This is a genomic window from Planococcus sp. ISL-110 (assembly GCF_018613575.1).
Lineage (GTDB): Bacteria > Bacillota > Bacilli > Bacillales_A > Planococcaceae > Planococcus.
Map to the genome: position 1 here is coordinate 1 of NZ_JAGGPX010000034.1, position 21,497 is coordinate 21,497.

Sequence of the window (21,497 nt, forward strand, 5' to 3'; positions counted from 1 at the left end):
GCCGCGTTCAACGGCCGTTGCTGTTTGTTGACGTTTTGCTGTTCAGTTTTCAAGGTTCAGTTTGTTGCCGCCGTTTCATTTATGTTGTTCGTTGTTGCTTGGCGACTTTTACTATATTAAAGCATGTTTATATTCCTGTCAACACTTTCTCGAAAGTTTTTCTTGAAACTCTTCTTTTCCTTCTGTATTCCTCATTTCTAAATCTTTTCCAGCCACGTTCTTCCTTACAGCCACCTGCATTCTCTAGCCACCTAGCTGTTTTTCTCACAAACATAAAAACCATTCATCCGCTGGAATGAAATCAGCGGATGAATGGTTTTATTTTTTGGAAGCTGTCTGCGCTTGCGCTTTTCTTGCAGTGCGCCGCTCTTCCAATTTCTGTCGGTCAACATCTGATTGGGCATTGTATTTCGGCAACACCAATAGCTGATAAGCATTCACTGCCAGGAATGGGAACAGCAATAAAGTAACCCAACTGTCGATATTCCCTTCTTCCACCATCAATGCAGGCAGCCATTCCACCGTCGTGATAACAATCATGAAGAACAACGCGGATATAAATGTCTCCTTATTGGTCCACTTCGCTTTGAAGTAAGCTGTTACAACTGCTGTAACGATCAGAATTGCCAAGAGTATTCCGTATAACCAAACCTGCTCGGTCGTTTCTGCATTTGGCGCAAATCGGAATAAAACCAAATCGGTAATGACCACCAAGATAATCAATAGTTGAACCCAGTTCCACAGGCGCAATGTACGGAAAATATTCATCCCTATTTGGTGTACTGTCAAATACGCAAAGAAACACAATTGGCTGATGATACTCATCGTCAGACCGATAATGACCAGCCATATAAATCCTGCCAGAAACTCGCCCCACTCGCCCGCATGAAACGGTTGTGAAAATACATCATCCCAGCGAACGAATAAACCGAGCACTCCGGTTACCGCTCCACCAAGTAAAAGTGCTTTCAAAAAAAACTTAACCCAATTTCTTATTGTCAATTGAATGCCTCCGTTATTTAAAGTCCTTCTAAGATTGTACCAACCGGCTATTGAAAAATCCATTCACCACGTGTAACAGATTGTGAACAAACCTTGAAAGTCGGATCTTTGTTACGGAATCGCCATATCCCATTGCCCATCTAACAAAATAAAAGCCCGAAAACCAGTTAAGGCTTCCAGGCAACTTGCGCTTTTATTTTTTATCGGCGAATTGCTTTAATACTTGCTTCGCGATGTCTTCGTAGATTTTTCCTGTTGGATGATCCTCCAGGTAGACAGACGGCGCGAAGTCTTCTTCGTTCCAGTCCGGCTGGCCCAGTGGAATCTGTCCAAGCAACGGAGTTTGCAGTTCTTCTGCAAGCTTCGGTCCGCCGCCTTGTCCGAACAAGTATTCTTTCTTGCCGGTCTCTTTACTTTCGAACCAGGACATGTTTTCGATGACACCCAATACTTCGTGGTCGGTTTGAAGTGCCATGGCTCCTGCCCGCGCCGCGACAAATGCTGCCGTCGGGTGAGGTGTCGTGATGACGATTTCCTTGGAAGCCGGAAGCATTTGATGGATGTCGAGTGCGACGTCCCCTGTGCCAGGCGGCAGATCCAATAGAAGGTAATCCAAATCTCCCCATTCTACATCGCGGAAGAATTGGTCAAGCACTTTGCCCAGCATAGGGCCGCGCCAAACGACTGGCATATTGTCTTCAACGAAAAAGCCCATGGAGATGACTTTCACGCCGAACCGCTCAACTGGAATGATCGTTTGGCCGCGAACGACCGGCGATTTGTCGATGCCCATCATATCCGGTACGCTAAATCCGTAAATATCCGCATCGATCAGGCCTACTTTTTTGCCAAGACGCGCCAATGCAATCGCCAGGTTGACAGACACTGTCGATTTTCCGACGCCGCCTTTACCGCTGGCGATTGAAATAAATTCAACTTTGTTCAATGGCGACAATAGATCCTGTGCTTCTGATTCGTTTGCCGTTCCACGGAACTGGGCCAACGCTTCTGGCGGAAGCTCTTCAAAACGGATGCCGACAGATCCCGCTCCCGCTCCTTTCAATACATCGACAACTTTCATCTGAAGCTGCATTTGTTCAGGCGTGTTGGTTTTAGCAATCGCCAATTTGACGCTGACATGTTTTTTTTCTTCTTTGATCGTTACGGACGTGATGCCGTTCGTTTCAGTAAACGATCTATGTAAAAACGGATCTTCTAACGCTCCGAGTAATTCGCGCACTTGTACTTCAGTTAACATATCGATACACTCCCCATCAATTTTGCTCACCATAAAGTATAGCACAGCAAATCTTATTTTTAATCTATTCGCTCTTACAAGAAAAATGAAAAAAACCACTTAGCTCCAGCAGGGATGAAAGAAACGGTAAAGCGGCTTTTCTTCAATAGAATAGTCGGAGTGACGAAGAATACCATTTACGAATTCAGTTTCAGCATATCGTTTTCATCGTACGCAAAATTCGGCCCCCACGCCACTTCCCAGTAGTAACCGTCGGGATCTGTGAAGTAACCTGAGTAGCCACCCCAGAAAACATCTCTCGGTTCTTTGACGACCTCTCCCCCAGCTGCCTTCGCTGAGGCTATTACCTGGTCCACTTCTTCTTTAGACTTCGCGTTGAATGCCAAAGTAATGCCAGAAAATCCGCTGCCGCTTGGCGGATTCTTTTCATCAATATCTTTTGCTAATTCGTTTAATGGATACAACTCCAGTTTTGTACCAGAAGAGTTAAAAAACACAATTTCAGGATTTTCTCTTTTTTCCTCTGTTTCAAAGCCGAGCCCCTCTCTGTAAAACTTCACCGATGTTTTCATGTCTTTGACACCCAAGCAAATTAAATTGATCCGGTTCATCTTACCTCGCCTCCTCTAGTTTCTTCTATTTTACTTGTTCAAGCTTCTAATTGAACATAAAAAAGCACTCTCCGAATTTCTTCGGAAAGTGCTTTGTAAACGAAAATCGAAATTAACGTTTTGAGAACTGAGGTGCACGACGTGCTGATTTAAGACCTGGTTTCTTACGTTCTTTCATACGTGGGTCACGTGTTAACAACCCAGCAGATTTCAACGCAGGACGGAATGCAGGGTCTACAGTAAGTAGAGCGCGAGCGATACCGTGACGGATTGCTCCGGCTTGGCCTGTGAATCCACCGCCGTTTACGTTTACAAGGATGTCATAGCTTCCTAGAGTATCCGTAGCAACTAGTGGCTGTTTGATGATTTGTTGTAATGTTTCGTAAGGAACGTAGTCTGCTACGTCACGTTTGTTGATAGTAATTGTGCCGTCACCCGGTACTAACCGTACGCGAGCTGTTGAGTTTTTACGACGACCTGTTCCAATATATTGAACTTGTGCCAAAGGTGTATCCTCCTCTTATTTACTAAATTATTATCCGCGAAGCTGGTAGATTTCTGGTGTTTGTGCTTGGTGGTTATGTTCTGGGCCAGCATAGACATGCAGCTTTCTGAACGTTTGACGACCTAAAGAGTTTTTTGGAAGCATCCCTTTGATAGCCAATTCAAGCATCTTAGTTGGGTATTTTGTGCGCATTTCAAGTGCAGTACGCTGTTTCAATCCACCGCTGTATTGTGTGTGGCGGTAGTAGATTTTGTCCGTAAGCTTTTTACCAGTAAGGTGAATCTTTTCAGCGTTGATGATGATCACGTGATCACCAGTGTCAACGTTTGGTGTGAATGTTGGTTTATATTTCCCACGTAAGATTGAAGCGACTTCAGAAGCTAAACGTCCAAGAGTTTGCCCTTCTGCATCGACAACTAACCATTTACGCTCTACTTCGTGACCCTTAGCCATGAATGTTGTACGCATGTATATTGTCCTCCTAATAAATCGTTTGTTTTTAAATTCTTTTACAGTGTTCCGCTGTTCCGTTTTTTCGTTATCCCTAAACACAAATAACCTTCCGGGGCATATCGTGGGGGTAATGAAAATACCATCCATTATGTTATAACGGAAACGCTAAAAAGTCAAGAGTATTTCTGAAAACACCAGGAAAAGTTGCTTCAGCTCCTGTAGATCACGCTTTCCAGATAGAGACCATGCGCCGCCGCTGTTTTTCCTGCAGCATCCCGATCAGCCAAAGTCACAATTCGGCCAAGCTCTTCAGCTTTTCTTTTGCCGATGCCGACTTCCGTTAAAGTCCCTGCAATGATGCGGACCATGTTATATAAAAATCCGGATCCTTCGATGACCATATGCAATTCATTGCCATGCTCTTCAAAATCCACGCGCCAAATCGTACGTACTTTGTCGACCACCGTTGTATTCGCTGCACAAAAGCTGGAGAAATCGTGAGTGCCGATCAAGGCCCGCGCAGCTGTTCTCATGGCTTCTACATCAAGTGGCTGCTTGACATGAACCATATAATTTCGCGTGAACGGGCTGATGATCGGACTGAGGTCCCATTTGTAGCGATAGGTCTTGCCTGACGTATGGTAGCGCGCATGAAAAGATGCATCCACCTCTTCGATCGAACTGACTCGGATGTCTTCCGGCAACAGCACGTTCAGGGCCTTTAGCCAGCCGCTCACAGGAATGGAAAATTCCGTATCAAAATGGATGACCTGCCCTGTGGCATGAACTTTGGCATCTGTTCGCCCGCTTGCCACTACTTGGATCACTTTTCCTTTATGGATGGTTTTCAGCACTTTCATTAATTCAAGCTGGACCGTACGGGAATCCGGCTGCACCTGATAACCTGCAAAACCGGAGCCGTCGTAGGCAATTGTCGCTTTTAATCGTTTCATAATTTCTCTCCTTATATCCGGAAATACCAAAGCATTCCCGCAAGCCCTGCCAGCACCAGCAGACTCAGGCTATCCACAAAACGCCAGTCCAACTGGCGGTAACGCGTTCTGCCTTCGCCTCCCCGGTAGCCTCTTACTTCCATCGCTGTAGCCAAATCCTCAGCCCGTTTAAAAGCGCTGACGAACAATGGAATGAGCAAGGGCACAACGGCCTTAATGCGCTCTTTTATCGGCCCTGAGCCGATATCCGAGCCTCTGGCCATCTGCGCTTTGAGGATCTTGCCTGTCTCGTCCATCAATGTCGGGATAAACCGCAGGGAAATGGACATCATCAATGCCAATTCGTGAACCGGCAGCTTGACGCGCTTGAATGGCCCGAGCAGCACTTCAATGCCATCAGTAATGGAAATTGGTGAAGTCGTCAACGTCAAGATGCTGGTGATGAACACCAGTACCAGAAAGCGGATGGAAATGAATATCCCTTGCCGCAATCCTTCTTCATAAATCTCAATAAAGCCGATATCCAACAGCAAATCGCCTTCCCGCGTAAAGAAAATATGCAGCAAAAAGGTGAAAATCAATAGAATAAAGACCGGTTTCAATCCGTTTATCAAAAAATACAACCGAATTTTAGACAGGAATACCACTGCTAAGGTAAACCCCAGAATAATCCCATAAGTCACGGCACTATTGGCAATAAAAACGATGGCAATAAAAACAAAAACAAATGAAATCTTCGCTCGCGGATCCATTCGGTGGATAATGGAATCCCCAGGAATAAAACGGCCAAATATCATTTTCTCCATCATTCGGAACCACGTCCTTCCGATAAAGCCAATGCGATGTTCTTGGCCAACGCTTCTTCCGTCAATGAAATAGCATCGAGTTTAATGCCTGCTTTATCTTCAAATTTCCGCTGCAGGCGGATGGTCCGCGGCGGCTCCAAGCGATAATCCCTCAGCTGCTCCTCATTCGAAAAGATCTCTTCAGGCTCTCCTGTGACTACACAACGCCCATTATGCATAATCGCAACACTGTCTGCGTAGCGCGCGGCATCTTCCATGCTGTGGGTCACCAGCACGGTCGTCAGGCCTTTTTGAATGTGCAGCTGATGGAACAGGTCCATAATCTCACGGCGGCCACGCGGATCGAGTCCGGCTGTAGGCTCATCCAGAACCAGCACATCCGGCTCCATTGCCAGCACACCAGCGATGGCCACACGGCGCATTTGGCCGCCGGACAAATCAAATGGCGACTTAGTCAACACCTCAGGAGGCAAACCAAGCTGTTCAACCAACTCATGCGCCCGTCGACTCGCTTCTTCTTCCGGAACACCATAATTGAGAGGACCAAACATAATATCCTTCAAGACCGTCTCATCAAACAGCTGCTGTTCGGGAAATTGAAAGACAATGCCGACCTGACGGCGGACATCGCGTAAATTCTTCGCTTTTACTCCCGCTTCGATTTTGCGCGCGCCAATCAAGACAGACCCTTCTGTCGGCTTCAACAAGGCATTGAGATGCTGAAGAACCGTCGATTTGCCGGATCCGGTATGTCCAATGATTGCCGTATAGGAACCGGAAGGAATATGCAGTGATACATCCGTCAACGCCCGCTTTTCAAATGGCGTGTCCTTTGCATAACTATATCCTACTTCCTGGAGTAAAATGTCCATAATTCATCCACCAATTCATCTTCTGTCATATGTTCCCCTTGCAACTCTACTCCGGCTTCCCGCAGCAAATGCGTCATGCGCATCGCAAACGGCAAGTCCAAGCCTAAAGTCATCAGTTCGTTTCCGGAAAGAAAAACAGCTTCCGGCGTGCCTTCTAATTGTTTATGCCCCGCATTCATCACAAGAATGCGGTCAGCCATCGCTGCTTCTTCCAGATCATGCGTAATCGATATGACCGTAAGGCCTGTCGCTTCCCTCAGTTCACGAATGGTTTCGATGACTTCCATGCGCCCTTGCGGATCGAGCATCGATGTCGCTTCATCCAGTATCAACAGACGTGGGCGGAGTGCAAGAGCACCAGCTATCGCCACACGCTGCTTTTGGCCACCGGACAAATGATGGGGTTCGTGGTCAAAATAAGCTTCCATCTTCACTTGATGCAGCGCTTCTTTTACACGTATCACCATTTCGTCATGCGGCACACCGTTGTTTTCCAATGCAAAAGCTACATCGTCCTGGACCGTCGCTCCAACAAACTGATTATCCGGGTTCTGGAACACCATACCCATCTGCGAACGGATGTCCCAGAGGGTTTCTTCCGCCATCAATTTGTCCATGGCATAAACTTTTCCGGTTTGTGGAAACAATAAGCCGTTCATCAATTTGGCGATGGTCGATTTTCCTGAGCCGTTATGGCCGACCAAGGCAATCCATTCCCCGTTCTGAATCGAGAATGACAAATCCTGTACGGCCGGTTTCACCGTCTCATCTTCTGGTGCATATGTAAATGTCACATTTTCAAATGACAATATGTTCGAATTCATCTCAGCTGACCTCCTCTAACACTTGCTTTTCTTCGCTCTGCTCTTCTCTACTCTACTGGGTTTCGACAGCTTTTGTAAAACGGTAAATAAATAAAAAAAGCGCGCACCTCATTCAGAGAAATGCGCTTTTCTGTCTCTATGGCTTCCCCGGTTGCTTAAGCCAGGGTTGAATGAGGTGCGTAGAGCTAGACGAGACGCCGCCTTTCGGCTCGCTCATCATAACACTCAGCTTTTCATATTGTCGTATAAATCATAATGCTAAAAGAAGAGGGCTATTAACCCCCTTCGATTGATTAAACCAGTTCGATAATAACGATAGGTGCTCCATCTCCGCGACGAGGCCCCATTTTCATAATACGAGTGTAACCGCCTTGACGGTCAGCGTAACGTGGTGCAACATCATCAAACAATTTCTGCAAAGCATAAGTTGTTGTTTCGTTGCCTTCAGCGTCTGCAGTTGTTACCAACTCACGGCGCATCCATGCTGCTGCTTTACGGCGAGCGTGAAGATCTCCACGTTTACCAAGCGTAATCATTTTTTCTACAGTCGAACGCACTTCTTTCGCACGAGCTTCAGTCGTTTGAATGCGTTCATGTACGATTAAGTCTGTTGTAAGGTCACGTAATAGTGCTTTACGTTGAGAACTTGTACGTTGAAGCTTTCTCATTGAAGTTTCCCTCCTTTGTTGAATAGTTCGGATCCGATCTCAACACTCAGTCTTCTTTACGAAGGCCAAGCCCTAAATCTTCCAACTTCACTTTAACTTCTTCAAGTGATTTGCGTCCGAGGTTGCGTACTTTCATCATGTCGTCTTCCGACTTGCTTGCCAATTCGTGTACCGTGTTGATACCCGCACGTTTTAAGCAGTTGTAAGAACGGACCGAAAGATCAAGTTCTTCGATAGTCATCTCTAATACTTTTTCTTTTTGGTCTTCTTCTTTTTCAACCATGATTTCAGCCGTTTGTGCCTCATCTGTTAATCCCACGAAGATATTTAAATGCTCAGTAAAAATCTTTGCGCCAAGCGCAATTGCCTCTTTAGGACCAATGCTGCCATCTGTCCAGACATCAAGAGATAATTTATCGAAATGAGCCAGTTGACCCACACGAGTGTTTTCCACTTGGAAATTAACGCGTGAAACTGGAGTGTAAATAGAGTCAATCGGGATAACGCCGATCGGAAGATCTTCACGTTTGTTCTGATCTGCACGGGCATATCCACGGCCTCTGTTCGCATACATGCGCATACGCAGGTGACCATTTTTAGCGATTGTTGCAATATATAGATCCGGATTCAGAATTTCCACGTCACTGTCGTGCGTGATATCTGCAGCCGTAACCGTTCCATCACCTTTTACATCAATTTCAATGACTTTTTCTTCGTCAGAGTAAATTTTCAAAGCCAGCTTTTTGATATTCAAAATAATAGTTGCTACATCTTCTTCTACACCTTCGACAGTGGAGAATTCGTGCAGAACGCCATCAATTTGAATTGAAGTAACAGCTGCGCCAGGTAAAGATGAAAGTAAGATTCGACGTAAGGAGTTTCCTAAAGTGGTTCCATATCCACGCTCAAGAGGTTCAACAACAAATTTACCAAACTTGGCATTGCTGTCGATCTCAACCGTTTCAATCTTTGGTTTTTCTATTTCGAGCATTCATTTTACCCTCCTTCAAAACGTCGGTTTTTTTCGCTTCATCAAGAATTCGATAGTCACAGACTTTCGCTACGATTCAGAACCCATTCAGTAAGTCGTGATGTTCAAAAATCCCATTCAGATTAACGATTATACGCGACGGCGTTTTGGCGGACGGCAACCGTTATGAGGTACTGGAGTTACATCTTTGATAGCTGTAACTTCGAGTCCGGCAGCTTGAAGTGCACGGATTGCAGCTTCACGACCTGAACCAGGACCTTTAACTGTAACTTCTAGAGTTTTAAGGCCATGTTCGATTGATGTTTTTGCAGCAGTTTCAGCAGCCATTTGAGCAGCGAAAGGAGTAGATTTACGTGAACCTCTAAATCCTAGAGCCCCTGCACTTGACCATGAAACAGCGTTACCCTGCATATCCGTGATAGTAACGATTGTGTTATTGAATGTTGAGCGGATGTGAGCAATACCAGATTCGATATTCTTTTTCACACGACGCTTACGAGTTTGTTGTTTACGTGCCATGTTAAGAAGAAACCTCCTTTACTGATTATTTTTTCTTGTTAGCTACAGTTTTACGAGGACCTTTACGCGTACGCGCATTGTTCTTCGTATTTTGACCGCGAACAGGTAGTCCACGACGATGGCGGATCCCTCGGAAGCTAGCAATTTCCATCAAGCGTTTGATGTTCATTGAAACTTCACGGCGAAGGTCACCTTCGATTTTGTACTTATCTAATTGTTCACGGATATTGTTCAACTCATCTTCTGTAAGATCACGAACTCGTGTCTCTTCAGAGATACCAGCAGCAGAAAGAACTTTCTGTGCAGTTGTTTTACCAACACCGAAAATGTATGTTAATGAAATAACAACGCGTTTGTCGCGCGGAATGTCAACACCAGCAATACGTGCCATGTGTGCGATGCACCTCCTTCAGAATTAGCCTTGTCTTTGTTTGTGTTTCGGATTTTCACAGATTACCATTACTTTACCGTTTCTGCGAATAACTTTACATTTTTCACAGATCGGTTTTACAGATGGTCTCACTTTCATCTAACCCAACCTCCTTATAGTCCGGAGTGCAAAAGATTATTTAAAACGGTATGTGATACGACCGCGTGTTAAATCATAAGGAGAAAGTTCAACTGTTACTTTATCTCCTGGCAGAATGCGGATGAAATGCATACGAATCTTGCCTGATACGTGCGCAAGAATCGTATGGCCGTTTTCCAATTCCACTTTAAACATCGCGTTAGGCAAAGTCTCAACGACAGTTCCTTCGATTTCAATTACATCGTCTTTCGCCATCGACCCAGTCTCCCTTCTGTATACAAATCAGGTTCTCATCTTCAAACAGTATTTGCTGATTGAATAGTAATAGTACATTCATTCACAAGAAATGCATGAGTGACATTCGAAAGACATTCTCCAAGTCCGCCAAACAGCGGGCCGTGGTTAATCCGGCAAAGCCAGTCTGTCTCATGTATCCTCGACTGCCCGGACTGCTTTGGATGAGTTCCAAACCCGTTACACAGATGCTTCCACGAAACTCATTATACTAGTTTCAATGCGCAATTGCACTATAGTGCATTTTGCATCAACTTTCATATCCTAAGTCTTGTTTGCTTTTGCAGCTCTCGAAAATTCATATCTTCGGTGCTCCTTAAAGCCACATGGAGGCAACTAGCTTCGCCCGGCGCCGGGGATTAGCCTCGGTCGCCCTTTAGAAGAGCATCAATGTCAGCAAATACTTTTTGGATGTCCTGCTGTCCATCTATATTTTGCAGCACGTTTTTGCTTTCGTAGAAATCAAGAAGCGGCTGCGTTTGTTGCATATTTACTTCTAAACGTTTAGTGACGGTTTCAGGCTTGTCATCCTCACGCTGGTAGAGTTCTCCGCCATCTTTGTCGCACACTCCGGCTTTTGCCGGCGGGTTAAACACAGTATGGTAAGCAGTTCCACAAACTTTACAGATCCATCGGCCTGTCAAACGTGCAATTAACTCGTCTTGTTCAACTTGGATATTTACGACATGCTCGATTCGCTTATCAAGATCGGCCAAAAGAGATTCCAACGCTTCCGCTTGAGGGACTGTTCGTGGAAAGCCATCTAATAAGAAGCCCTCTTCACAATCCTTTTCGCTTAGTCGTTCTCGGACAATGCCGATTGTCACTTCATCAGGCACTAGAGCACCTTGATCCATGAATGACTTTGCTTTCAAGCCCAGTTCCGTTCCACCTTTTATAGCGGCTCGGAACATATCACCTGTAGAAATATGAGGGATGTCGTACTTCTTAACAATTTCGTCTGCTTGAGTACCTTTTCCGGCACCCGGTAGACCCATTAATACGATATTCATACGTTTTCCCCCTCAGACAATTGGATAAGAGACGCTTTCACGCCCCCCTAGATCCTACTGATTATTTCATAAAGCCTTTATAATGACGTTTTACAAGCTGAGATTCCAATTGTTTCATCGTTTCAAGTGCTACCCCAACAACAATCAGAAGACTCGTCCCACCGATTTGCGCCGATTGCGGCAAATTCGCAATGTTGATGAAGAAAATCGGTAGAACTGCAATGACTGCCAGGAAGATGGCACCGACGAATGTCAATCGGTATAACACACTTGTTAAATAATCCTGCGTATTTTTACCCGGACGGATTCCCGGAATATATGCGCCTTGCTTTTTAAGGTTATCCGACACGTTCTCAGGATTGACCTGAATAAATGCGTAGAAGTACGTGAATGCTACGATCAAAGCGACATAAATGATCATGCCGACAGGGCGCGTATAATCGAACGTATTCTGAATCGCTTCTGTAAACGCGTTGGCACCAAAGAAAGAAGCAATGGTTTGTGGCGTAATGATAAACGCTACTGCAAAGATTACCGGGATAACTCCGGCCGCGTTCACTTTCAAAGGTAAATGCGTTTGCTGCCCACTTGTTGTCTGGCCACGGCCAGCAACTCGTTTTGCATACTGAATCGGTATTTTACGCAACGCTTGTTGAACGTAAATGACCAAGACCGTAATGGCAACAACAGCCAATGCAAGCAATGCCATGATGGCAATATTGATCGGAAGCTGATCTCCAGCTCCTTGGATCTGCTGTGCATATAATTGATTTACAGCGCCTGGTACTGCAGCGACAATCCCTGCGAAGATGATAATCGAAATACCGTTCCCCACACCTTTTGCCGTAATCTGCTCACCAAGCCACAGTAGAAACGCCGTACCAGCAGTCAATACAATGGCGATTACAACATAGGTTGAGATCGTGTCGTTCTGGATTAAAGAACCTCCGTACATTTGGTTAAATCCATAAGACATACCGATTGCTTGAATAAAGGCAAGAACGATTGTGAAGTAGCGAGTGAATTGAGCAAGTTTCCGTCTTCCGACTTCACCTTGTTTCGCCCACTCTGCAAATTTCGGTACAACATCCATCTGCAATAACTGCACGATAATTGATGCTGTAATGTATGGCATAATTCCCATCGCTAAAATCGAAAAGTTAGCAAGGGCACCTCCACCGAAAGTATTTAAGAATCCAACCAGACCCATCTGGTCAGTAGCTTGCAAAACCGAAGCATCAACATTCGGTACTGGAACAAAAGTTCCAATACGGAAAATGATGAGCATCAGTAATGTAAAGAATATTTTATTTCGAATATCAGTCACGCGCATAAAATTAGAGATTGTCTGAAACATTAAACCACCTCGGTTTGTCCGCCAGCAGCTTCGATCGCTTTTTTAGCTGATCCAGAGAATTTGTGAGCTTTTACTGTCAATTTCTTTTCTAAGCTACCATTGCCGAGAATTTTGATTCCAGAACGTTCATTGCTCACAACACCTGCTTCAATCAACAATGCAGGTGTTACTTCTGTGCCTTCGTCGAAACGATTTAACACTTCAATGTTCACGACTGCATAGTCTTTACGGTTAATGTTGGTAAATCCACGTTTTGGCAAACGACGGAACAAAGGGTTTTGACCGCCTTCGAATCCAGGACGAACACCGCCGCCTGAACGTGCGTTTTGACCTTTATGACCTTTACCTGCTGTTTTACCAGTACCTGAACCGATACCGCGTCCGACACGCTTTCTTGAGCTGCGTGAACCTTCTGCTGGTTTTAATTCATGAAGTTTCATTTGGTTGGCACCTCCTTCTATAGAAATCCGTAATTAAACTTCTTTGATAGTTACTAAGTGAGCGACTTTATCAAGCATTCCGCGAACGGCTGCATTGTCTTGGTGCTCAACAGTTTGATGCATTTTGCGCAATCCTAATGATTGAACAGTTTTACGTTGTGGCGGCTTAGCACCGATCACAGATTTTGTGAGGGTAATTTCCAATTTAGTTGCCATGTGATTTTCCCTCCTTATCCTAACAGTTCTGCAACTGATTTACCGCGAAGTTTTGCGACTTCTTCGGCACTCTTCAATTGAGTTAAACCGTTAATAGTTGCACGTACCATGTTGATTGGTGTGCTTGAACCTAGAGATTTAGATAAAATATCTTGTACCCCAGCTAATTCAAGTACCGCACGAACAGGTCCGCCAGCAATTACACCAGTACCTGGAGAAGCAGGTTTGATAAGAATTTGGCCTGCGCCAAAACGACCAGTTACTAAGTGTGGAGTTGTACCCTTAACCATTGGTACTTCAATAAGGTTTTTCTTCGCATCTTCGATGGCTTTGCGGATAGCATCTGGAACTTCTTGAGCTTTACCAGTACCAAAACCAACATTACCATTTCTGTCGCCTACAACAACTAAAGCGGAGAAACGGAAACGACGTCCACCTTTTACAACTTTAGCTACGCGATTGATTGTAACTACGCGTTCTTCAAGTTCAAGTTTGTTTGGATCAATACGACTCATGAAATGTGTCCCTCCTTCTTTTTAAAATTGTAAACCATTTTCACGGGCAGCTTCTGCTAATGCTTTTACGCGTCCATGATATAAATAACCACCGCGGTCGAAAACAACCGATTTTAAGCCGTTTTCAGTAGCGCGTTTTGCGATTGTTTCGCCGACTTTAGCTGCCGCTTCCACGTTGCCAGTTGATTCTACTGAGAAATCTTTCTCCATAGATGATGCACTTGCAAGTGTAACGCCATTTGTATCGTCGATCAATTGAGCATAAATGTATTTATTTGAACGGAATACGTTTAAACGCGGGCGTTGTGCTGTACCCGTAATTTTAGAACGTACGCGTGCATGACGTTTTTTACGAGATGCGTTTTTATCGAGTTTCGTAATCACTGAGGTCACTCCTTTCAGCCTGCCTAAGCAGCATTATTTACCTGTTTTACCTTCTTTGCGGCGAACTGCTTCTCCTTCGTAACGAATACCTTTACCTTTATATGGCTCTGGTGGACGTACTTGGCGGATGTTCGAAGCAAGAGCTCCAACACGTTCTTTATCGATGCCTTTAACAATGACTTTTGTGTTAGCTGGAACTTCAACTGTGATTCCTTCTTCCGGTGTGAATTCAACCGGGTGAGAGTAACCTACGTTAAGAACCAATTTTTGTCCTTGCAATTGAGCACGGTAACCAACACCAACTAGTTCAAGTGAACGTTGGAATCCTTCTGAAACTCCAGTGACCATGTTCGCAAGCAAAGCACGAGTTGTACCGTGGTTTGTGCGGTGATCTTTAGAATCTGAAGGACGTGTCAATGTTAGCACGTTATCTTCTTGTGTGATTGTAATATCTTGGTTAAATGTGCGAGTCAACTCGCCTTTAGGTCCTTTAACAGTTACGGCATTCTTGTCTCCAAAAGTTACAGTAACGCTAGCAGGTACCTCGATTGGTTTTTTACCTACACGTGACATTCTTTTGCACCTCCATTCGCTTGTTGCTTATTACCAAACGTATGCTATGATTTCTCCGCCGATTTGTTTCGCGCGGGCTTCTTTATCAGTTACTAAACCTTGTGATGTTGAGACTAAAGCGATTCCAAGACCGTTTAGTACACGTGGCACCTCATTAGTTTTAGCGTAAACACGTAGTCCTGGTTTTGAAATACGTTTCAATCCAGTAATAACGCGTTCGTTGTTTGATCCGTATTTAAGGAAAATCCGGATCATGCCTTGTTTATCATCTTCAACATATTCTACGTCACGAACGAAACCTTCACGCTTAAGGATTTCAGCGATGTCTTTTTTCACATTAGAAGCCGGAAGCTCTAATTTCTCGTGACGAACCATGTTTGCGTTACGAATGCGTGTCAGCATATCTGCAATCGGATCTGTCATTGTCATTACTTTTACCTCCTTCCCAAATTAGGGGATTACCAGCTGGCTTTTTTGACGCCAGGAATTTGTCCCACATATGCAAGTTCACGGAAACAAATACGGCAAAGTTTAAATTTGCGTAATACTGAATGCGGACGTCCGCATCGTTCACAGCGTGTGTACTCTTGTACTTTAAACTTTGGCGTGCGTTTTTGTTTTGCGATCATAGATTTTTTAGCCACGTTTACGCCTCCCTCACGTTTACTTTTGGAACGGCATTCCGAATTGTGTTAATAACTCACGAGCTTCTTCATCAGAGTTCGCAGTTGTTACAATTACGATGTCCATACCGCGTACTTTGTTAACTTTATCGTAGTCGATTTCAGGGAAGATCAATTGTTCTTTCACACCAAGTGTGTAGTTACCGCGTCCGTCGAACGATTTGTTCGATACGCCACGGAAGTCACGTACACGTGGAAGTGAGATAGCAATCAATTTATCCAGGAAGTCATACATACGCTCTCCGCGTAGTGTAACTTTACATCCGATTGGCATACCTTCACGTAGACGGAAGCCAGCGATAGATTTCTTAGCTTTAGTAACGACTGGTTTTTGGCCAGTGATAGTTTGTAATTCTTCAACAGCAGAGTCAAGTGACTTAGTGTTTTGAACAGCTTCGCCTACACCCATGTTGATGACGATTTTGTTTACTTCAGGTGCCTGCATTACCGATTTATATTCAAACTTGCTCACTAGAGCAGGAGTGATTTCATTGACATATTTTTCTTTTAGGCGGTTCATGTGTGTACCTCCCTTCATTCAGGAATTTTATTTATCTAATTTTTCGCCGGATTTTTTTGCAACACGAACTTTTTTACCATCTTCAACCTTATATCCTACACGAGTCGGCTCGCCGGATTTAGGGTCAAGTAACATTACGTTAGAAACATGAATTGCTGCTTCTTGGCTGACAATCCCACCCTGTGGATTTGCCTGGTTCGGTTTTGTGTGCTTTTTCACGATGTTTACACCTTCTACAAGCACACGGTCTTTCTTAGGTAAAGCAGTCAAAACAACACCTGTTTTGCCTTTGTCTTTGCCTGAGATTACCTTAACTGTATCGCCTTTTTTAACATGCATTCTGTCGCACCTCCTTGGTATGGCACATTGATTTATTAAAGAACTTCAGGAGCAAGTGATACGATTTTCATGAAGCTGTTATCGCGAAGTTCGCGGGCAACAGGTCCGAAAATACGAGTTCCGCGTGGACCTTTGTCGTCACGGATGATGACACATGCATTTTCATCAAATTTGATATAAGTACCGTCTTTACGGCGAGCTCCGCTTTTCGTGCGAACGATGACAGCCTTAACGACTTCACCCTTCTTAACAACGCCACCTGGTGTTGCTTTTTTCACGGTACAAACGATTACGTCTCCGATGTTTGCAGTCTTGCGACCAGAACCACCAAGTACTTTAATCGTTAGTACTTCACGAGCACCCGAGTTGTCTGCAACTTTTAAACGACTTTCCTGTTGGATCACTTAGGTAACCTCCCTCCGGAATTTCTTAGGTTCCGAAATTATTTAAATTAAATGATAACCGCTTTTTCTACAATTTCCAATACGCGGAAACGTTTTGTAGATGATAACGGACGAGTTTCCATGATGCGAACTACGTCGCCCATTTTCACTTCGTTTAGCTCATCATGAGCTTTATATTTCTTAGAGTATTTTACACGTTTGCCATAGAATGCGTGCTTCTTTTGAGTTTCAACCATTACTGTAACGGTTTTGTCCATTTTGTCAGACACAACACGGCCTGTGTATACTTTGCGTTGGTTACGCTCAGTCATACTTGCAAACCTCCTCTCGATTTATCAGTTAGTGCCACTGAGTACTCTTTCGTGAATCACAGTTTTCATACGGGCAATCGCTTTACGTACTTCGCGGATGCGAGCAGTATTTTCTAATTGACCAGTAGCCAATTGGAAGCGAAGGTTGAAAAGCTCTTCTTTCAGTGATTTCACTTTTTGTTCAATCTCAGCAGTGGTTAGGTCACGGATTTCATTAGCTTTCATTCGATTCACCACCAATTTCTTCGCGTTTTACGAACTTCGTTTTGATTGGAAGTTTGTGAGATGCAAGGCGCAATGCTTCGCGTGCCACTTCTTCAGTTACTCCACCAAGTTCGAACATGATTTTACCAGTTTTGACAACGGCTACCCAGCCTTCAGGTGAACCTTTACCAGATCCCATACGAACCTCTAGAGGCTTTTTCGTATATGGTTTATGAGGGAAAATTTTAATCCAGACTTTACCGCCACGTTTCATGTAACGAGTCATGGAAATACGTGCAGCTTCGATTTGACGGTTAGTGATCCAAGATGATTCTAGTGCTTGGAGACCAAATTCGCCGAATGCGATTTCTTTACCGCCTTTAGCTTCTCCGCGCATCTTGCCTCGGTGCTCTCTACGATATTTAACGCGTTTAGGCATTAACATATTATTTGCCTCCTTCCTCAGATTTCTTCTTAGTTGGAAGGACTTCACCGCGGTAGATCCATACTTTCACGCCAAGCTTACCATAAGTTGTGTCTGCTTCAGCATGCGCATAATCAATGTCAGCGCGGAGCGTATGGAGCGGAACAGTACCTTCACTGTAGTGTTCGGCACGCGCAATGTCAGCGCCGCCTAGACGTCCAGATACTTGAGTTTTGATTCCTTTAGCGCCAGAACGCATAGTGCGTTGGATCGCTTGTTTTTGTGCACGGCGGAAAGATACTCGGTTTTCCAATTGACGTGCAACACTTTCAGCAACCAATCTTGCATCAAGGTCAGCTCTTTTGATTTCAATGATGTTGATGTGTACACGCTTGCCAGTCATAGAGTTAAGCTGATTGCGAAGTACTTCTACTTCAGATCCACCTTTACCTATTACCATACCTGGTTTCGCAGTGTGAATAGTTACGTTGACACGGTTTGCAGCGCGTTCAATTTCGATTTTAGAAACTGAAGCTTCTTTCAAACGTGCTTCAACGTATTCACGGATTTTAATATCTTCGTGAAGAAGCGTCGCATAATCTTTCTCAGCGTACCATTTAGATTCCCAATCACGAATGATTCCGATACGCATCCCAATTGGATGTATTTTTTGTCCCACGAATTACCCCTCCTTCTGGTCAGATACCACTAGTGTAATGTGGCTTGTGCGTTTATTAATTGCGCTTGCGCGTCCCATTGCACGTGGACGGAAACGTTTAAGTGTTGGTCCTTCGTCAACGAATACTTCACTGATGACCAAGTCATTCAGATCCATTTCGTAGTTGTGTTCAGCGTTAGCAGCTGCAGATTTCAATAACTTCTCAACAACAATAGATGCTGCTTTTGGAGTGTGGTTCAAAATCGCAACAGCTTCGCCGATTTGCTTGCCTCGGATTAAATCTACTACTAAACGGACTTTACGAGGAGCAATACGTACTGTTCTAGCGACAGCTTTTGCTTGCATGGGGAAATCCTCCTCTCAATTAACGTCTTGTTTTCTTATCGTCTGCACCATGACTAGCGTATTTGCGTGTTGGAGCGAATTCGCCTAGTTTATGGCCCACCATATCTTCAGTCACATATACAGGGATGTGTTTACGACCATCGTATACTGCGATTGTTTGTCCGATGAATGTCGGGAAAATTGTAGAACGGCGAGACCAAGTTTTGATCACTTGTTTTTTCTCAGAGTCCTTTTGTGCTTCAACTTTTTTCATAAGATGATCATCAGCAAAAGGTCCTTTTTTCAAGCTGCGGCCCATGTGGGATCCTCCCTTCGTGATTGCACCACGGTTCTTTTGACGAACCGTAGCGGAATCAAATTATTTTTTACGACGACGCACGATAAATTTATCTGACTTGTTCGTTTTCTTACGTGTCTTGTATCCAAGAGTTGGTTTACCCCAAGGAGACATTGGTGATTTACGTCCGATTGGCGAACGTCCTTCACCACCACCGTGTGGGTGATCGTTAGGGTTCATTACAGATCCACGTACTGTTGGGCGATTGCCTTTCCAGCGGTTACGTCCTGCTTTACCAATGTTGATCAATTCGTGTTGCTCATTTCCTACTGCGCCGATAGTTGCGCGGCAAGTAGCAAGAATCATGCGAACTTCGCCTGATTGCAAACGAACTGTTACGTATTTTCCTTCTTTACCCAATACCTGAGCTGAAGTTCCTGCAGAACGAACTAGTTGTCCGCCGCCGCCTGGCTTCAATTCGATGTTATGGATTGTAGAACCCATTGGGATGTTTGACAACGGCAAAGCGTTACCCGCCTTGATGTCCGCTTCAATACCTGACATAAGTTGAGTTCCAACTTCGACTCCTTTAGGAGCGAGGATGTAACGTTTTTCACCATCAGCGTAATTAATCAATGCGATGTTTGCAGAACGGTTTGGATCGTACTCAATTGTAGCAACGCGTCCTGGAATGCCATCTTTGTTACGTTTGAAATCGATAACACGGTATTGACGTTTATGTCCTCCGCCGTGATGGCGAACAGTTATTTTACCTTGGTTGTTACGGCCGCCCTTGCGCTTTACAGGTCGTAAAAGCGATTTTTCAGGTTTGTTCGTAGTGATTTCAGCGAAATCTGAACTCGTCATGTTACGACGACCGTTAGTGGTAGGTTTATATTTTCTTATCCCCACGTTGTTTCCCTCCTTCTTTAATAGTTCTTTAAGAACTTACGGAAATTAAATTTCGAATAACTCGATGTCTTTAGATTCCGCAGTCAATTTAACAATCGCTTTACGGCGTTTGTTCGTATATCCTGCGTGTTTGCCCATGCGCTTGAATTTACCTTTGTAGTTCATGATGTTGACTTTCTCAACTTTCACGCCAAAGATCTCCTGCACAGCTTGTTTAACTTGTGTTTTATTTGCGCGAGTGTCCACTTCAAAAGTGTACTTTTTCTCTGCCATTACTTCAGATGATTGCTCAGTAATGACTGGACGTTTAATTACATCACGTGCTTCCATTAACTAAGCACCTCCTCAATTTTCTCAATCGCTGCTTTTGTCATAACAATTTTGTCATGTCCAAGCAAGTCTAGTACGTTAATGCCATCTGCTGCTACTACTGTCATACCGTGTAGGTTACGTGCAGATTTTGCAACGTTCTCATCAAGGTCAGCAGTTACGAACAATGCTTTTTTGCCAATTGAAAGATCTTGGATCAACTGGTTGAAAGATTTTGTTTTCGGTGCATCAAATGTCAATCCTTCAAGTATCATCAGGTTTTCTCCGATTACTGCAGATGAAAGTGCAGAACGTAGAGCTAAACGACGTACTTTTTTAGGAAGTTTGTAGCTATAGCTACGTGGAGTTGGTCCGAATACGACACCGCCTCCGCGCCATTGTGGTGAACGGATCGACCCTTGACGAGCACGTCCAGTTCCTTTTTGACGCCATGGCTTTTTACCACCACCAGCTACTTCAGAACGGTTTTTTACTTTATGGTTACCTTGACGAAGTGAAGCGCGTTGAGACACTACTGCGTCAAATAACACTGATTCATTTGGCTCGATACCGAATACATAGTCGTTCAATTCGATGTCGCCCACTTGTGAACCTGTTTGATTTAATAAAGCTACTTTAGGCATTCTTGTTTCCTCCTTTCTCTAAAAAATTATTATTTCGCTTTAATTGCCGATTTAACACGGATCAATGCTTTGCGAGAACCAGGAACATTACCTTTAACAAGTAGCAGGTTACGTTCAAGATCAACTTTCACGATGGAAAGGTTTTGAATCGTAATTGTCGTGCCACCCATTTGACCAGGTAATTTTTTCTGTTTGAATACGCGGTTAGGAGCAACCGGACCCATTGAACCAGGACGACGGTGATAACGAGAACCGTGAGTCATTGGTCCGCGAGATTGTCCGTGGCGTTTAATAACACCTTGGAAACCTTTACCTTTTGTTGTTCCTGTGACATCTACTACATCGCCTTCTGCGAATACATTTACTTTAACTTCTTGACCAATCTCGTAATCAGCTAAGTTTACATTGCGAAGTTCGCGAATGAAGCGCTTAGGAGTAGTGTTTGCTTTTGCTACGTGTCCTTTAGAAGGTTTGTTTGAAAGCTTTTCGCGCTTGTCTTCAAAACCTAATTGGATTGCTTCGTAGCCGTCGACCTCGACTGTCTTCTTTTGAAGTACTACGTTTGGAGCAGCTTCAATAACAGTTACAGGGATTAAATCACCGTTCTCAGCAAAAACTTGCGTCATACCGATTTTTCTACCTAAGATTCCTTTGGTCATGTTG

38 protein-coding genes are annotated in these 21,497 nt (G+C 44.3%); 1 reads left to right on the forward strand and 37 read right to left on the reverse strand.

Features of this window, described 5'->3' with window-relative positions:
- On the forward strand, nucleotides 1-299 hold a 299-nt coding region (locus tag J7I83_RS16280; protein WP_215102459.1), incomplete at its 5' end, for a hypothetical protein.
- A gap of 19 nt (nucleotides 300-318) precedes the next feature.
- Here J7I83_RS16280 and J7I83_RS16285 read toward each other — a convergent pair.
- The 37 genes from J7I83_RS16285 to rplC all read right to left on the reverse strand — a co-directional run bounded on the left by J7I83_RS16285 (nucleotide 319) and on the right by rplC (nucleotide 21,493).
- Nucleotides 319-1,002 (reverse strand): KinB-signaling pathway activation protein, encoded by a 684-nt coding sequence (locus J7I83_RS16285; protein WP_215102461.1) that lies wholly within the window; start codon nucleotides 1,000-1,002, stop codon nucleotides 319-321.
- Nucleotides 1,003-1,195: 193 nt separating this feature from the next.
- Nucleotides 1,196-2,260: an Mrp/NBP35 family ATP-binding protein gene (locus J7I83_RS16290; RefSeq protein ID WP_215102463.1), complete on the reverse strand. Its 1,065-nt coding sequence runs from the start codon at nucleotides 2,258-2,260 to the stop codon at nucleotides 1,196-1,198.
- Nucleotides 2,261-2,436: 176 nt separating this feature from the next.
- Entirely contained in the window at nucleotides 2,437-2,871 is a 435-nt protein-coding gene (locus J7I83_RS16295) for a VOC family protein (protein ID WP_215102465.1), read from the reverse strand.
- Between the two features lie 112 nt (nucleotides 2,872-2,983).
- Complete coding sequence (rpsI, locus tag J7I83_RS16300) at nucleotides 2,984-3,376, reverse strand: 30S ribosomal protein S9 (RefSeq protein ID WP_058386707.1); 393 nt, start codon at nucleotides 3,374-3,376, stop codon at nucleotides 2,984-2,986.
- A gap of 30 nt (nucleotides 3,377-3,406) precedes the next feature.
- A complete protein-coding gene (gene rplM / locus J7I83_RS16305; protein WP_215102467.1) occupies nucleotides 3,407-3,844 on the reverse strand; it encodes a 50S ribosomal protein L13 in 438 nt (145 codons plus the stop codon).
- A 194-nt stretch (nucleotides 3,845-4,038) separates the two neighbouring features.
- The gene (truA, locus tag J7I83_RS16310) at nucleotides 4,039-4,782 is read right to left on the reverse strand and encodes a tRNA pseudouridine(38-40) synthase TruA (RefSeq protein ID WP_215102469.1); all 744 of its coding nucleotides are present in this window, start codon (nucleotides 4,780-4,782) and stop codon (nucleotides 4,039-4,041) included.
- A gap of 11 nt (nucleotides 4,783-4,793) precedes the next feature.
- Nucleotides 4,794-5,591: an energy-coupling factor transporter transmembrane component T family protein gene (locus tag J7I83_RS16315; RefSeq protein WP_215102471.1), complete on the reverse strand. Its 798-nt coding sequence runs from the start codon at nucleotides 5,589-5,591 to the stop codon at nucleotides 4,794-4,796.
- The gene (locus J7I83_RS16320) at nucleotides 5,588-6,460 is read right to left on the reverse strand and encodes an energy-coupling factor ABC transporter ATP-binding protein (protein ID WP_215102472.1); all 873 of its coding nucleotides are present in this window, start codon (nucleotides 6,458-6,460) and stop codon (nucleotides 5,588-5,590) included. Before J7I83_RS16320 ends, J7I83_RS16315 begins: the two co-directional genes overlap by 4 nt.
- Nucleotides 6,436-7,284 (reverse strand): energy-coupling factor ABC transporter ATP-binding protein, encoded by an 849-nt coding sequence (locus J7I83_RS16325; RefSeq protein WP_215102474.1) that lies wholly within the window; start codon nucleotides 7,282-7,284, stop codon nucleotides 6,436-6,438. Before J7I83_RS16325 ends, J7I83_RS16320 begins: the two co-directional genes overlap by 25 nt.
- Before the next feature lie 293 nt (nucleotides 7,285-7,577).
- Entirely contained in the window at nucleotides 7,578-7,952 is a 375-nt protein-coding gene (gene rplQ, locus J7I83_RS16330; protein ID WP_008432531.1) for a 50S ribosomal protein L17, read from the reverse strand.
- A 46-nt stretch (nucleotides 7,953-7,998) separates the two neighbouring features.
- Nucleotides 7,999-8,943 carry a DNA-directed RNA polymerase subunit alpha gene (locus J7I83_RS16335; protein ID WP_142830567.1) on the reverse strand — a complete coding sequence of 315 codons (945 nt, stop codon included), beginning with the start codon at nucleotides 8,941-8,943 and terminating at the stop codon, nucleotides 7,999-8,001.
- Nucleotides 8,944-9,072: 129 nt separating this feature from the next.
- Nucleotides 9,073-9,462, reverse strand: a complete 390-nt coding sequence (gene rpsK / locus J7I83_RS16340; protein WP_006828953.1) for a 30S ribosomal protein S11 — start codon at nucleotides 9,460-9,462, stop codon at nucleotides 9,073-9,075.
- 25 nt (nucleotides 9,463-9,487) lie between these two features.
- Nucleotides 9,488-9,853, reverse strand: a complete 366-nt coding sequence (gene rpsM, locus J7I83_RS16345; RefSeq protein ID WP_215102476.1) for a 30S ribosomal protein S13 — start codon at nucleotides 9,851-9,853, stop codon at nucleotides 9,488-9,490.
- A gap of 24 nt (nucleotides 9,854-9,877) precedes the next feature.
- Entirely contained in the window at nucleotides 9,878-9,991 is a 114-nt protein-coding gene (rpmJ, locus tag J7I83_RS16350; RefSeq protein WP_006828951.1) for a 50S ribosomal protein L36, read from the reverse strand.
- 36 nt (nucleotides 9,992-10,027) lie between these two features.
- Nucleotides 10,028-10,246 (reverse strand): translation initiation factor IF-1, encoded by a 219-nt coding sequence (gene infA / locus J7I83_RS16355; RefSeq protein WP_006828950.1) that lies wholly within the window; start codon nucleotides 10,244-10,246, stop codon nucleotides 10,028-10,030.
- Nucleotides 10,247-10,644: 398 nt separating this feature from the next.
- Nucleotides 10,645-11,298 carry an adenylate kinase gene (locus tag J7I83_RS16360; protein ID WP_215102478.1) on the reverse strand — a complete coding sequence of 218 codons (654 nt, stop codon included), beginning with the start codon at nucleotides 11,296-11,298 and terminating at the stop codon, nucleotides 10,645-10,647.
- A gap of 61 nt (nucleotides 11,299-11,359) precedes the next feature.
- Nucleotides 11,360-12,655, reverse strand: a complete 1,296-nt coding sequence (gene secY / locus J7I83_RS16365) for a preprotein translocase subunit SecY (protein ID WP_215102480.1) — start codon at nucleotides 12,653-12,655, stop codon at nucleotides 11,360-11,362.
- Entirely contained in the window at nucleotides 12,655-13,095 is a 441-nt protein-coding gene (rplO, locus tag J7I83_RS16370) for a 50S ribosomal protein L15 (RefSeq protein ID WP_215102482.1), read from the reverse strand. Before rplO ends, secY begins: the two co-directional genes overlap by 1 nt.
- Nucleotides 13,096-13,128: 33 nt before the next feature.
- Complete coding sequence (gene rpmD / locus J7I83_RS16375) at nucleotides 13,129-13,311, reverse strand: 50S ribosomal protein L30 (RefSeq protein ID WP_006828946.1); 183 nt, start codon at nucleotides 13,309-13,311, stop codon at nucleotides 13,129-13,131.
- A gap of 14 nt (nucleotides 13,312-13,325) precedes the next feature.
- Nucleotides 13,326-13,826, reverse strand: coding sequence for a 30S ribosomal protein S5 (gene rpsE, locus J7I83_RS16380; RefSeq protein ID WP_215102484.1), 501 nt, complete (start codon nucleotides 13,824-13,826; stop codon nucleotides 13,326-13,328).
- 21 nt (nucleotides 13,827-13,847) lie between these two features.
- Nucleotides 13,848-14,210 carry a 50S ribosomal protein L18 gene (gene rplR / locus J7I83_RS16385; RefSeq protein WP_142830558.1) on the reverse strand — a complete coding sequence of 121 codons (363 nt, stop codon included), beginning with the start codon at nucleotides 14,208-14,210 and terminating at the stop codon, nucleotides 13,848-13,850.
- Nucleotides 14,211-14,243: 33 nt separating this feature from the next.
- Nucleotides 14,244-14,783: a 50S ribosomal protein L6 gene (rplF, locus tag J7I83_RS16390; protein WP_215102485.1), complete on the reverse strand. Its 540-nt coding sequence runs from the start codon at nucleotides 14,781-14,783 to the stop codon at nucleotides 14,244-14,246.
- Nucleotides 14,784-14,813: 30 nt separating this feature from the next.
- Nucleotides 14,814-15,212: a 30S ribosomal protein S8 gene (rpsH, locus tag J7I83_RS16395; protein WP_215102487.1), complete on the reverse strand. Its 399-nt coding sequence runs from the start codon at nucleotides 15,210-15,212 to the stop codon at nucleotides 14,814-14,816.
- 29 nt (nucleotides 15,213-15,241) lie between these two features.
- Nucleotides 15,242-15,427 (reverse strand): 30S ribosomal protein S14, encoded by a 186-nt coding sequence (rpsN, locus tag J7I83_RS16400; RefSeq protein WP_006828941.1) that lies wholly within the window; start codon nucleotides 15,425-15,427, stop codon nucleotides 15,242-15,244.
- Nucleotides 15,428-15,446: 19 nt separating this feature from the next.
- Nucleotides 15,447-15,986, reverse strand: a complete 540-nt coding sequence (gene rplE, locus J7I83_RS16405) for a 50S ribosomal protein L5 (protein ID WP_215102489.1) — start codon at nucleotides 15,984-15,986, stop codon at nucleotides 15,447-15,449.
- A gap of 27 nt (nucleotides 15,987-16,013) precedes the next feature.
- Nucleotides 16,014-16,325 (reverse strand): 50S ribosomal protein L24, encoded by a 312-nt coding sequence (gene rplX / locus J7I83_RS16410; RefSeq protein ID WP_008432514.1) that lies wholly within the window; start codon nucleotides 16,323-16,325, stop codon nucleotides 16,014-16,016.
- A gap of 35 nt (nucleotides 16,326-16,360) precedes the next feature.
- Nucleotides 16,361-16,729 (reverse strand): 50S ribosomal protein L14, encoded by a 369-nt coding sequence (rplN, locus tag J7I83_RS16415; protein ID WP_006828938.1) that lies wholly within the window; start codon nucleotides 16,727-16,729, stop codon nucleotides 16,361-16,363.
- A 47-nt stretch (nucleotides 16,730-16,776) separates the two neighbouring features.
- The gene (gene rpsQ, locus J7I83_RS16420; RefSeq protein WP_215102491.1) at nucleotides 16,777-17,040 is read right to left on the reverse strand and encodes a 30S ribosomal protein S17; all 264 of its coding nucleotides are present in this window, start codon (nucleotides 17,038-17,040) and stop codon (nucleotides 16,777-16,779) included.
- Nucleotides 17,041-17,064: 24 nt separating this feature from the next.
- On the reverse strand, nucleotides 17,065-17,265 hold the full coding sequence (rpmC, locus tag J7I83_RS16425) for a 50S ribosomal protein L29 (RefSeq protein ID WP_215102493.1): 201 nt from the start codon (nucleotides 17,263-17,265) through the stop codon (nucleotides 17,065-17,067).
- Nucleotides 17,255-17,689, reverse strand: a complete 435-nt coding sequence (gene rplP / locus J7I83_RS16430; RefSeq protein WP_006828935.1) for a 50S ribosomal protein L16 — start codon at nucleotides 17,687-17,689, stop codon at nucleotides 17,255-17,257. The genes rpmC and rplP overlap by 11 nt, the downstream gene beginning before the upstream one ends.
- Before the next feature lies 1 nt (nucleotide 17,690).
- Nucleotides 17,691-18,347 carry a 30S ribosomal protein S3 gene (gene rpsC / locus J7I83_RS16435; RefSeq protein WP_049694551.1) on the reverse strand — a complete coding sequence of 219 codons (657 nt, stop codon included), beginning with the start codon at nucleotides 18,345-18,347 and terminating at the stop codon, nucleotides 17,691-17,693.
- Between the two features lie 3 nt (nucleotides 18,348-18,350).
- Entirely contained in the window at nucleotides 18,351-18,692 is a 342-nt protein-coding gene (gene rplV / locus J7I83_RS16440) for a 50S ribosomal protein L22 (protein ID WP_215102495.1), read from the reverse strand.
- Nucleotides 18,693-18,711: 19 nt separating this feature from the next.
- Nucleotides 18,712-18,990, reverse strand: coding sequence for a 30S ribosomal protein S19 (gene rpsS / locus J7I83_RS16445; protein WP_071152059.1), 279 nt, complete (start codon nucleotides 18,988-18,990; stop codon nucleotides 18,712-18,714).
- A gap of 60 nt (nucleotides 18,991-19,050) precedes the next feature.
- Nucleotides 19,051-19,881 carry a 50S ribosomal protein L2 gene (gene rplB, locus J7I83_RS16450; RefSeq protein ID WP_215102497.1) on the reverse strand — a complete coding sequence of 277 codons (831 nt, stop codon included), beginning with the start codon at nucleotides 19,879-19,881 and terminating at the stop codon, nucleotides 19,051-19,053.
- Between the two features lie 45 nt (nucleotides 19,882-19,926).
- A complete protein-coding gene (gene rplW / locus J7I83_RS16455; RefSeq protein WP_006828930.1) occupies nucleotides 19,927-20,211 on the reverse strand; it encodes a 50S ribosomal protein L23 in 285 nt (94 codons plus the stop codon).
- On the reverse strand, nucleotides 20,211-20,834 hold the full coding sequence (gene rplD / locus J7I83_RS16460; protein ID WP_215102498.1) for a 50S ribosomal protein L4: 624 nt from the start codon (nucleotides 20,832-20,834) through the stop codon (nucleotides 20,211-20,213). Before rplD ends, rplW begins: the two co-directional genes overlap by 1 nt.
- Before the next feature lie 29 nt (nucleotides 20,835-20,863).
- Complete coding sequence (gene rplC / locus J7I83_RS16465) at nucleotides 20,864-21,493, reverse strand: 50S ribosomal protein L3 (protein ID WP_215102500.1); 630 nt, start codon at nucleotides 21,491-21,493, stop codon at nucleotides 20,864-20,866.
- Nucleotides 21,494-21,497 lie beyond the last annotated feature (4 nt).

Coding starts and splice junctions, on each gene's coding strand:
- rpmD (WP_006828946.1), bottom strand. CDS start 13,311: ATGGCAACTAAATTGGAAATTACCCTCACAAAATCTGTGATCGGTGCT.
- J7I83_RS16320 (WP_215102472.1), bottom strand. CDS start 6,460: ATGGACATTTTACTCCAGGAAGTAGGATATAGTTATGCAAAGGACACG.
- rpsH (WP_215102487.1), bottom strand. CDS start 15,212: ATGACAATGACAGATCCGATTGCAGATATGCTGACACGCATTCGTAAC.
- rplQ (WP_008432531.1), bottom strand. CDS start 7,952: ATGAGAAAGCTTCAACGTACAAGTTCTCAACGTAAAGCACTATTACGT.
- rplW (WP_006828930.1), bottom strand. CDS start 20,211: ATGGAAGCACGTGATGTAATTAAACGTCCAGTCATTACTGAGCAATCA.
- J7I83_RS16315 (WP_215102471.1), bottom strand. CDS start 5,591: ATGATGGAGAAAATGATATTTGGCCGTTTTATTCCTGGGGATTCCATT.
- J7I83_RS16295 (WP_215102465.1), bottom strand. CDS start 2,871: ATGAACCGGATCAATTTAATTTGCTTGGGTGTCAAAGACATGAAAACA.
- J7I83_RS16360 (WP_215102478.1), bottom strand. CDS start 11,298: ATGAATATCGTATTAATGGGTCTACCGGGTGCCGGAAAAGGTACTCAA.
- truA (WP_215102469.1), bottom strand. CDS start 4,782: ATGAAACGATTAAAAGCGACAATTGCCTACGACGGCTCCGGTTTTGCA.
- J7I83_RS16290 (WP_215102463.1), bottom strand. CDS start 2,260: ATGTTAACTGAAGTACAAGTGCGCGAATTACTCGGAGCGTTAGAAGAT.
- infA (WP_006828950.1), bottom strand. CDS start 10,246: ATGGCGAAAGACGATGTAATTGAAATCGAAGGAACTGTCGTTGAGACT.
- rplD (WP_215102498.1), bottom strand. CDS start 20,834: ATGCCTAAAGTAGCTTTATTAAATCAAACAGGTTCACAAGTGGGCGAC.
- rpsS (WP_071152059.1), bottom strand. CDS start 18,990: ATGGGCCGCAGCTTGAAAAAAGGACCTTTTGCTGATGATCATCTTATG.
- rpsQ (WP_215102491.1), bottom strand. CDS start 17,040: ATGACTGAGCGTAACCAACGCAAAGTATACACAGGCCGTGTTGTGTCT.
- rpmC (WP_215102493.1), bottom strand. CDS start 17,265: ATGAAAGCTAATGAAATCCGTGACCTAACCACTGCTGAGATTGAACAA.
- secY (WP_215102480.1), bottom strand. CDS start 12,655: ATGTTTCAGACAATCTCTAATTTTATGCGCGTGACTGATATTCGAAAT.
- rplE (WP_215102489.1), bottom strand. CDS start 15,986: ATGAACCGCCTAAAAGAAAAATATGTCAATGAAATCACTCCTGCTCTA.
- rpsE (WP_215102484.1), bottom strand. CDS start 13,826: ATGAGTCGTATTGATCCAAACAAACTTGAACTTGAAGAACGCGTAGTT.
- rpsK (WP_006828953.1), bottom strand. CDS start 9,462: ATGGCACGTAAACAACAAACTCGTAAGCGTCGTGTGAAAAAGAATATC.
- J7I83_RS16335 (WP_142830567.1), bottom strand. CDS start 8,943: ATGCTCGAAATAGAAAAACCAAAGATTGAAACGGTTGAGATCGACAGC.
- rplM (WP_215102467.1), bottom strand. CDS start 3,844: ATGCGTACAACATTCATGGCTAAGGGTCACGAAGTAGAGCGTAAATGG.
- rpmJ (WP_006828951.1), bottom strand. CDS start 9,991: ATGAAAGTGAGACCATCTGTAAAACCGATCTGTGAAAAATGTAAAGTT.
- rplX (WP_008432514.1), bottom strand. CDS start 16,325: ATGCATGTTAAAAAAGGCGATACAGTTAAGGTAATCTCAGGCAAAGAC.
- J7I83_RS16325 (WP_215102474.1), bottom strand. CDS start 7,284: ATGAATTCGAACATATTGTCATTTGAAAATGTGACATTTACATATGCA.
- rpsM (WP_215102476.1), bottom strand. CDS start 9,853: ATGGCACGTATTGCTGGTGTTGACATTCCGCGCGACAAACGCGTTGTT.
- rplC (WP_215102500.1), bottom strand. CDS start 21,493: ATGACCAAAGGAATCTTAGGTAGAAAAATCGGTATGACGCAAGTTTTT.
- rplV (WP_215102495.1), bottom strand. CDS start 18,692: ATGCAAGCAAAAGCTGTCGCTAGAACAGTACGTATTGCTCCTCGTAAA.
- rplF (WP_215102485.1), bottom strand. CDS start 14,783: ATGTCACGTGTAGGTAAAAAACCAATCGAGGTACCTGCTAGCGTTACT.
- rplP (WP_006828935.1), bottom strand. CDS start 17,689: ATGTTAATGCCTAAACGCGTTAAATATCGTAGAGAGCACCGAGGCAAG.
- rplO (WP_215102482.1), bottom strand. CDS start 13,095: ATGAAACTTCATGAATTAAAACCAGCAGAAGGTTCACGCAGCTCAAGA.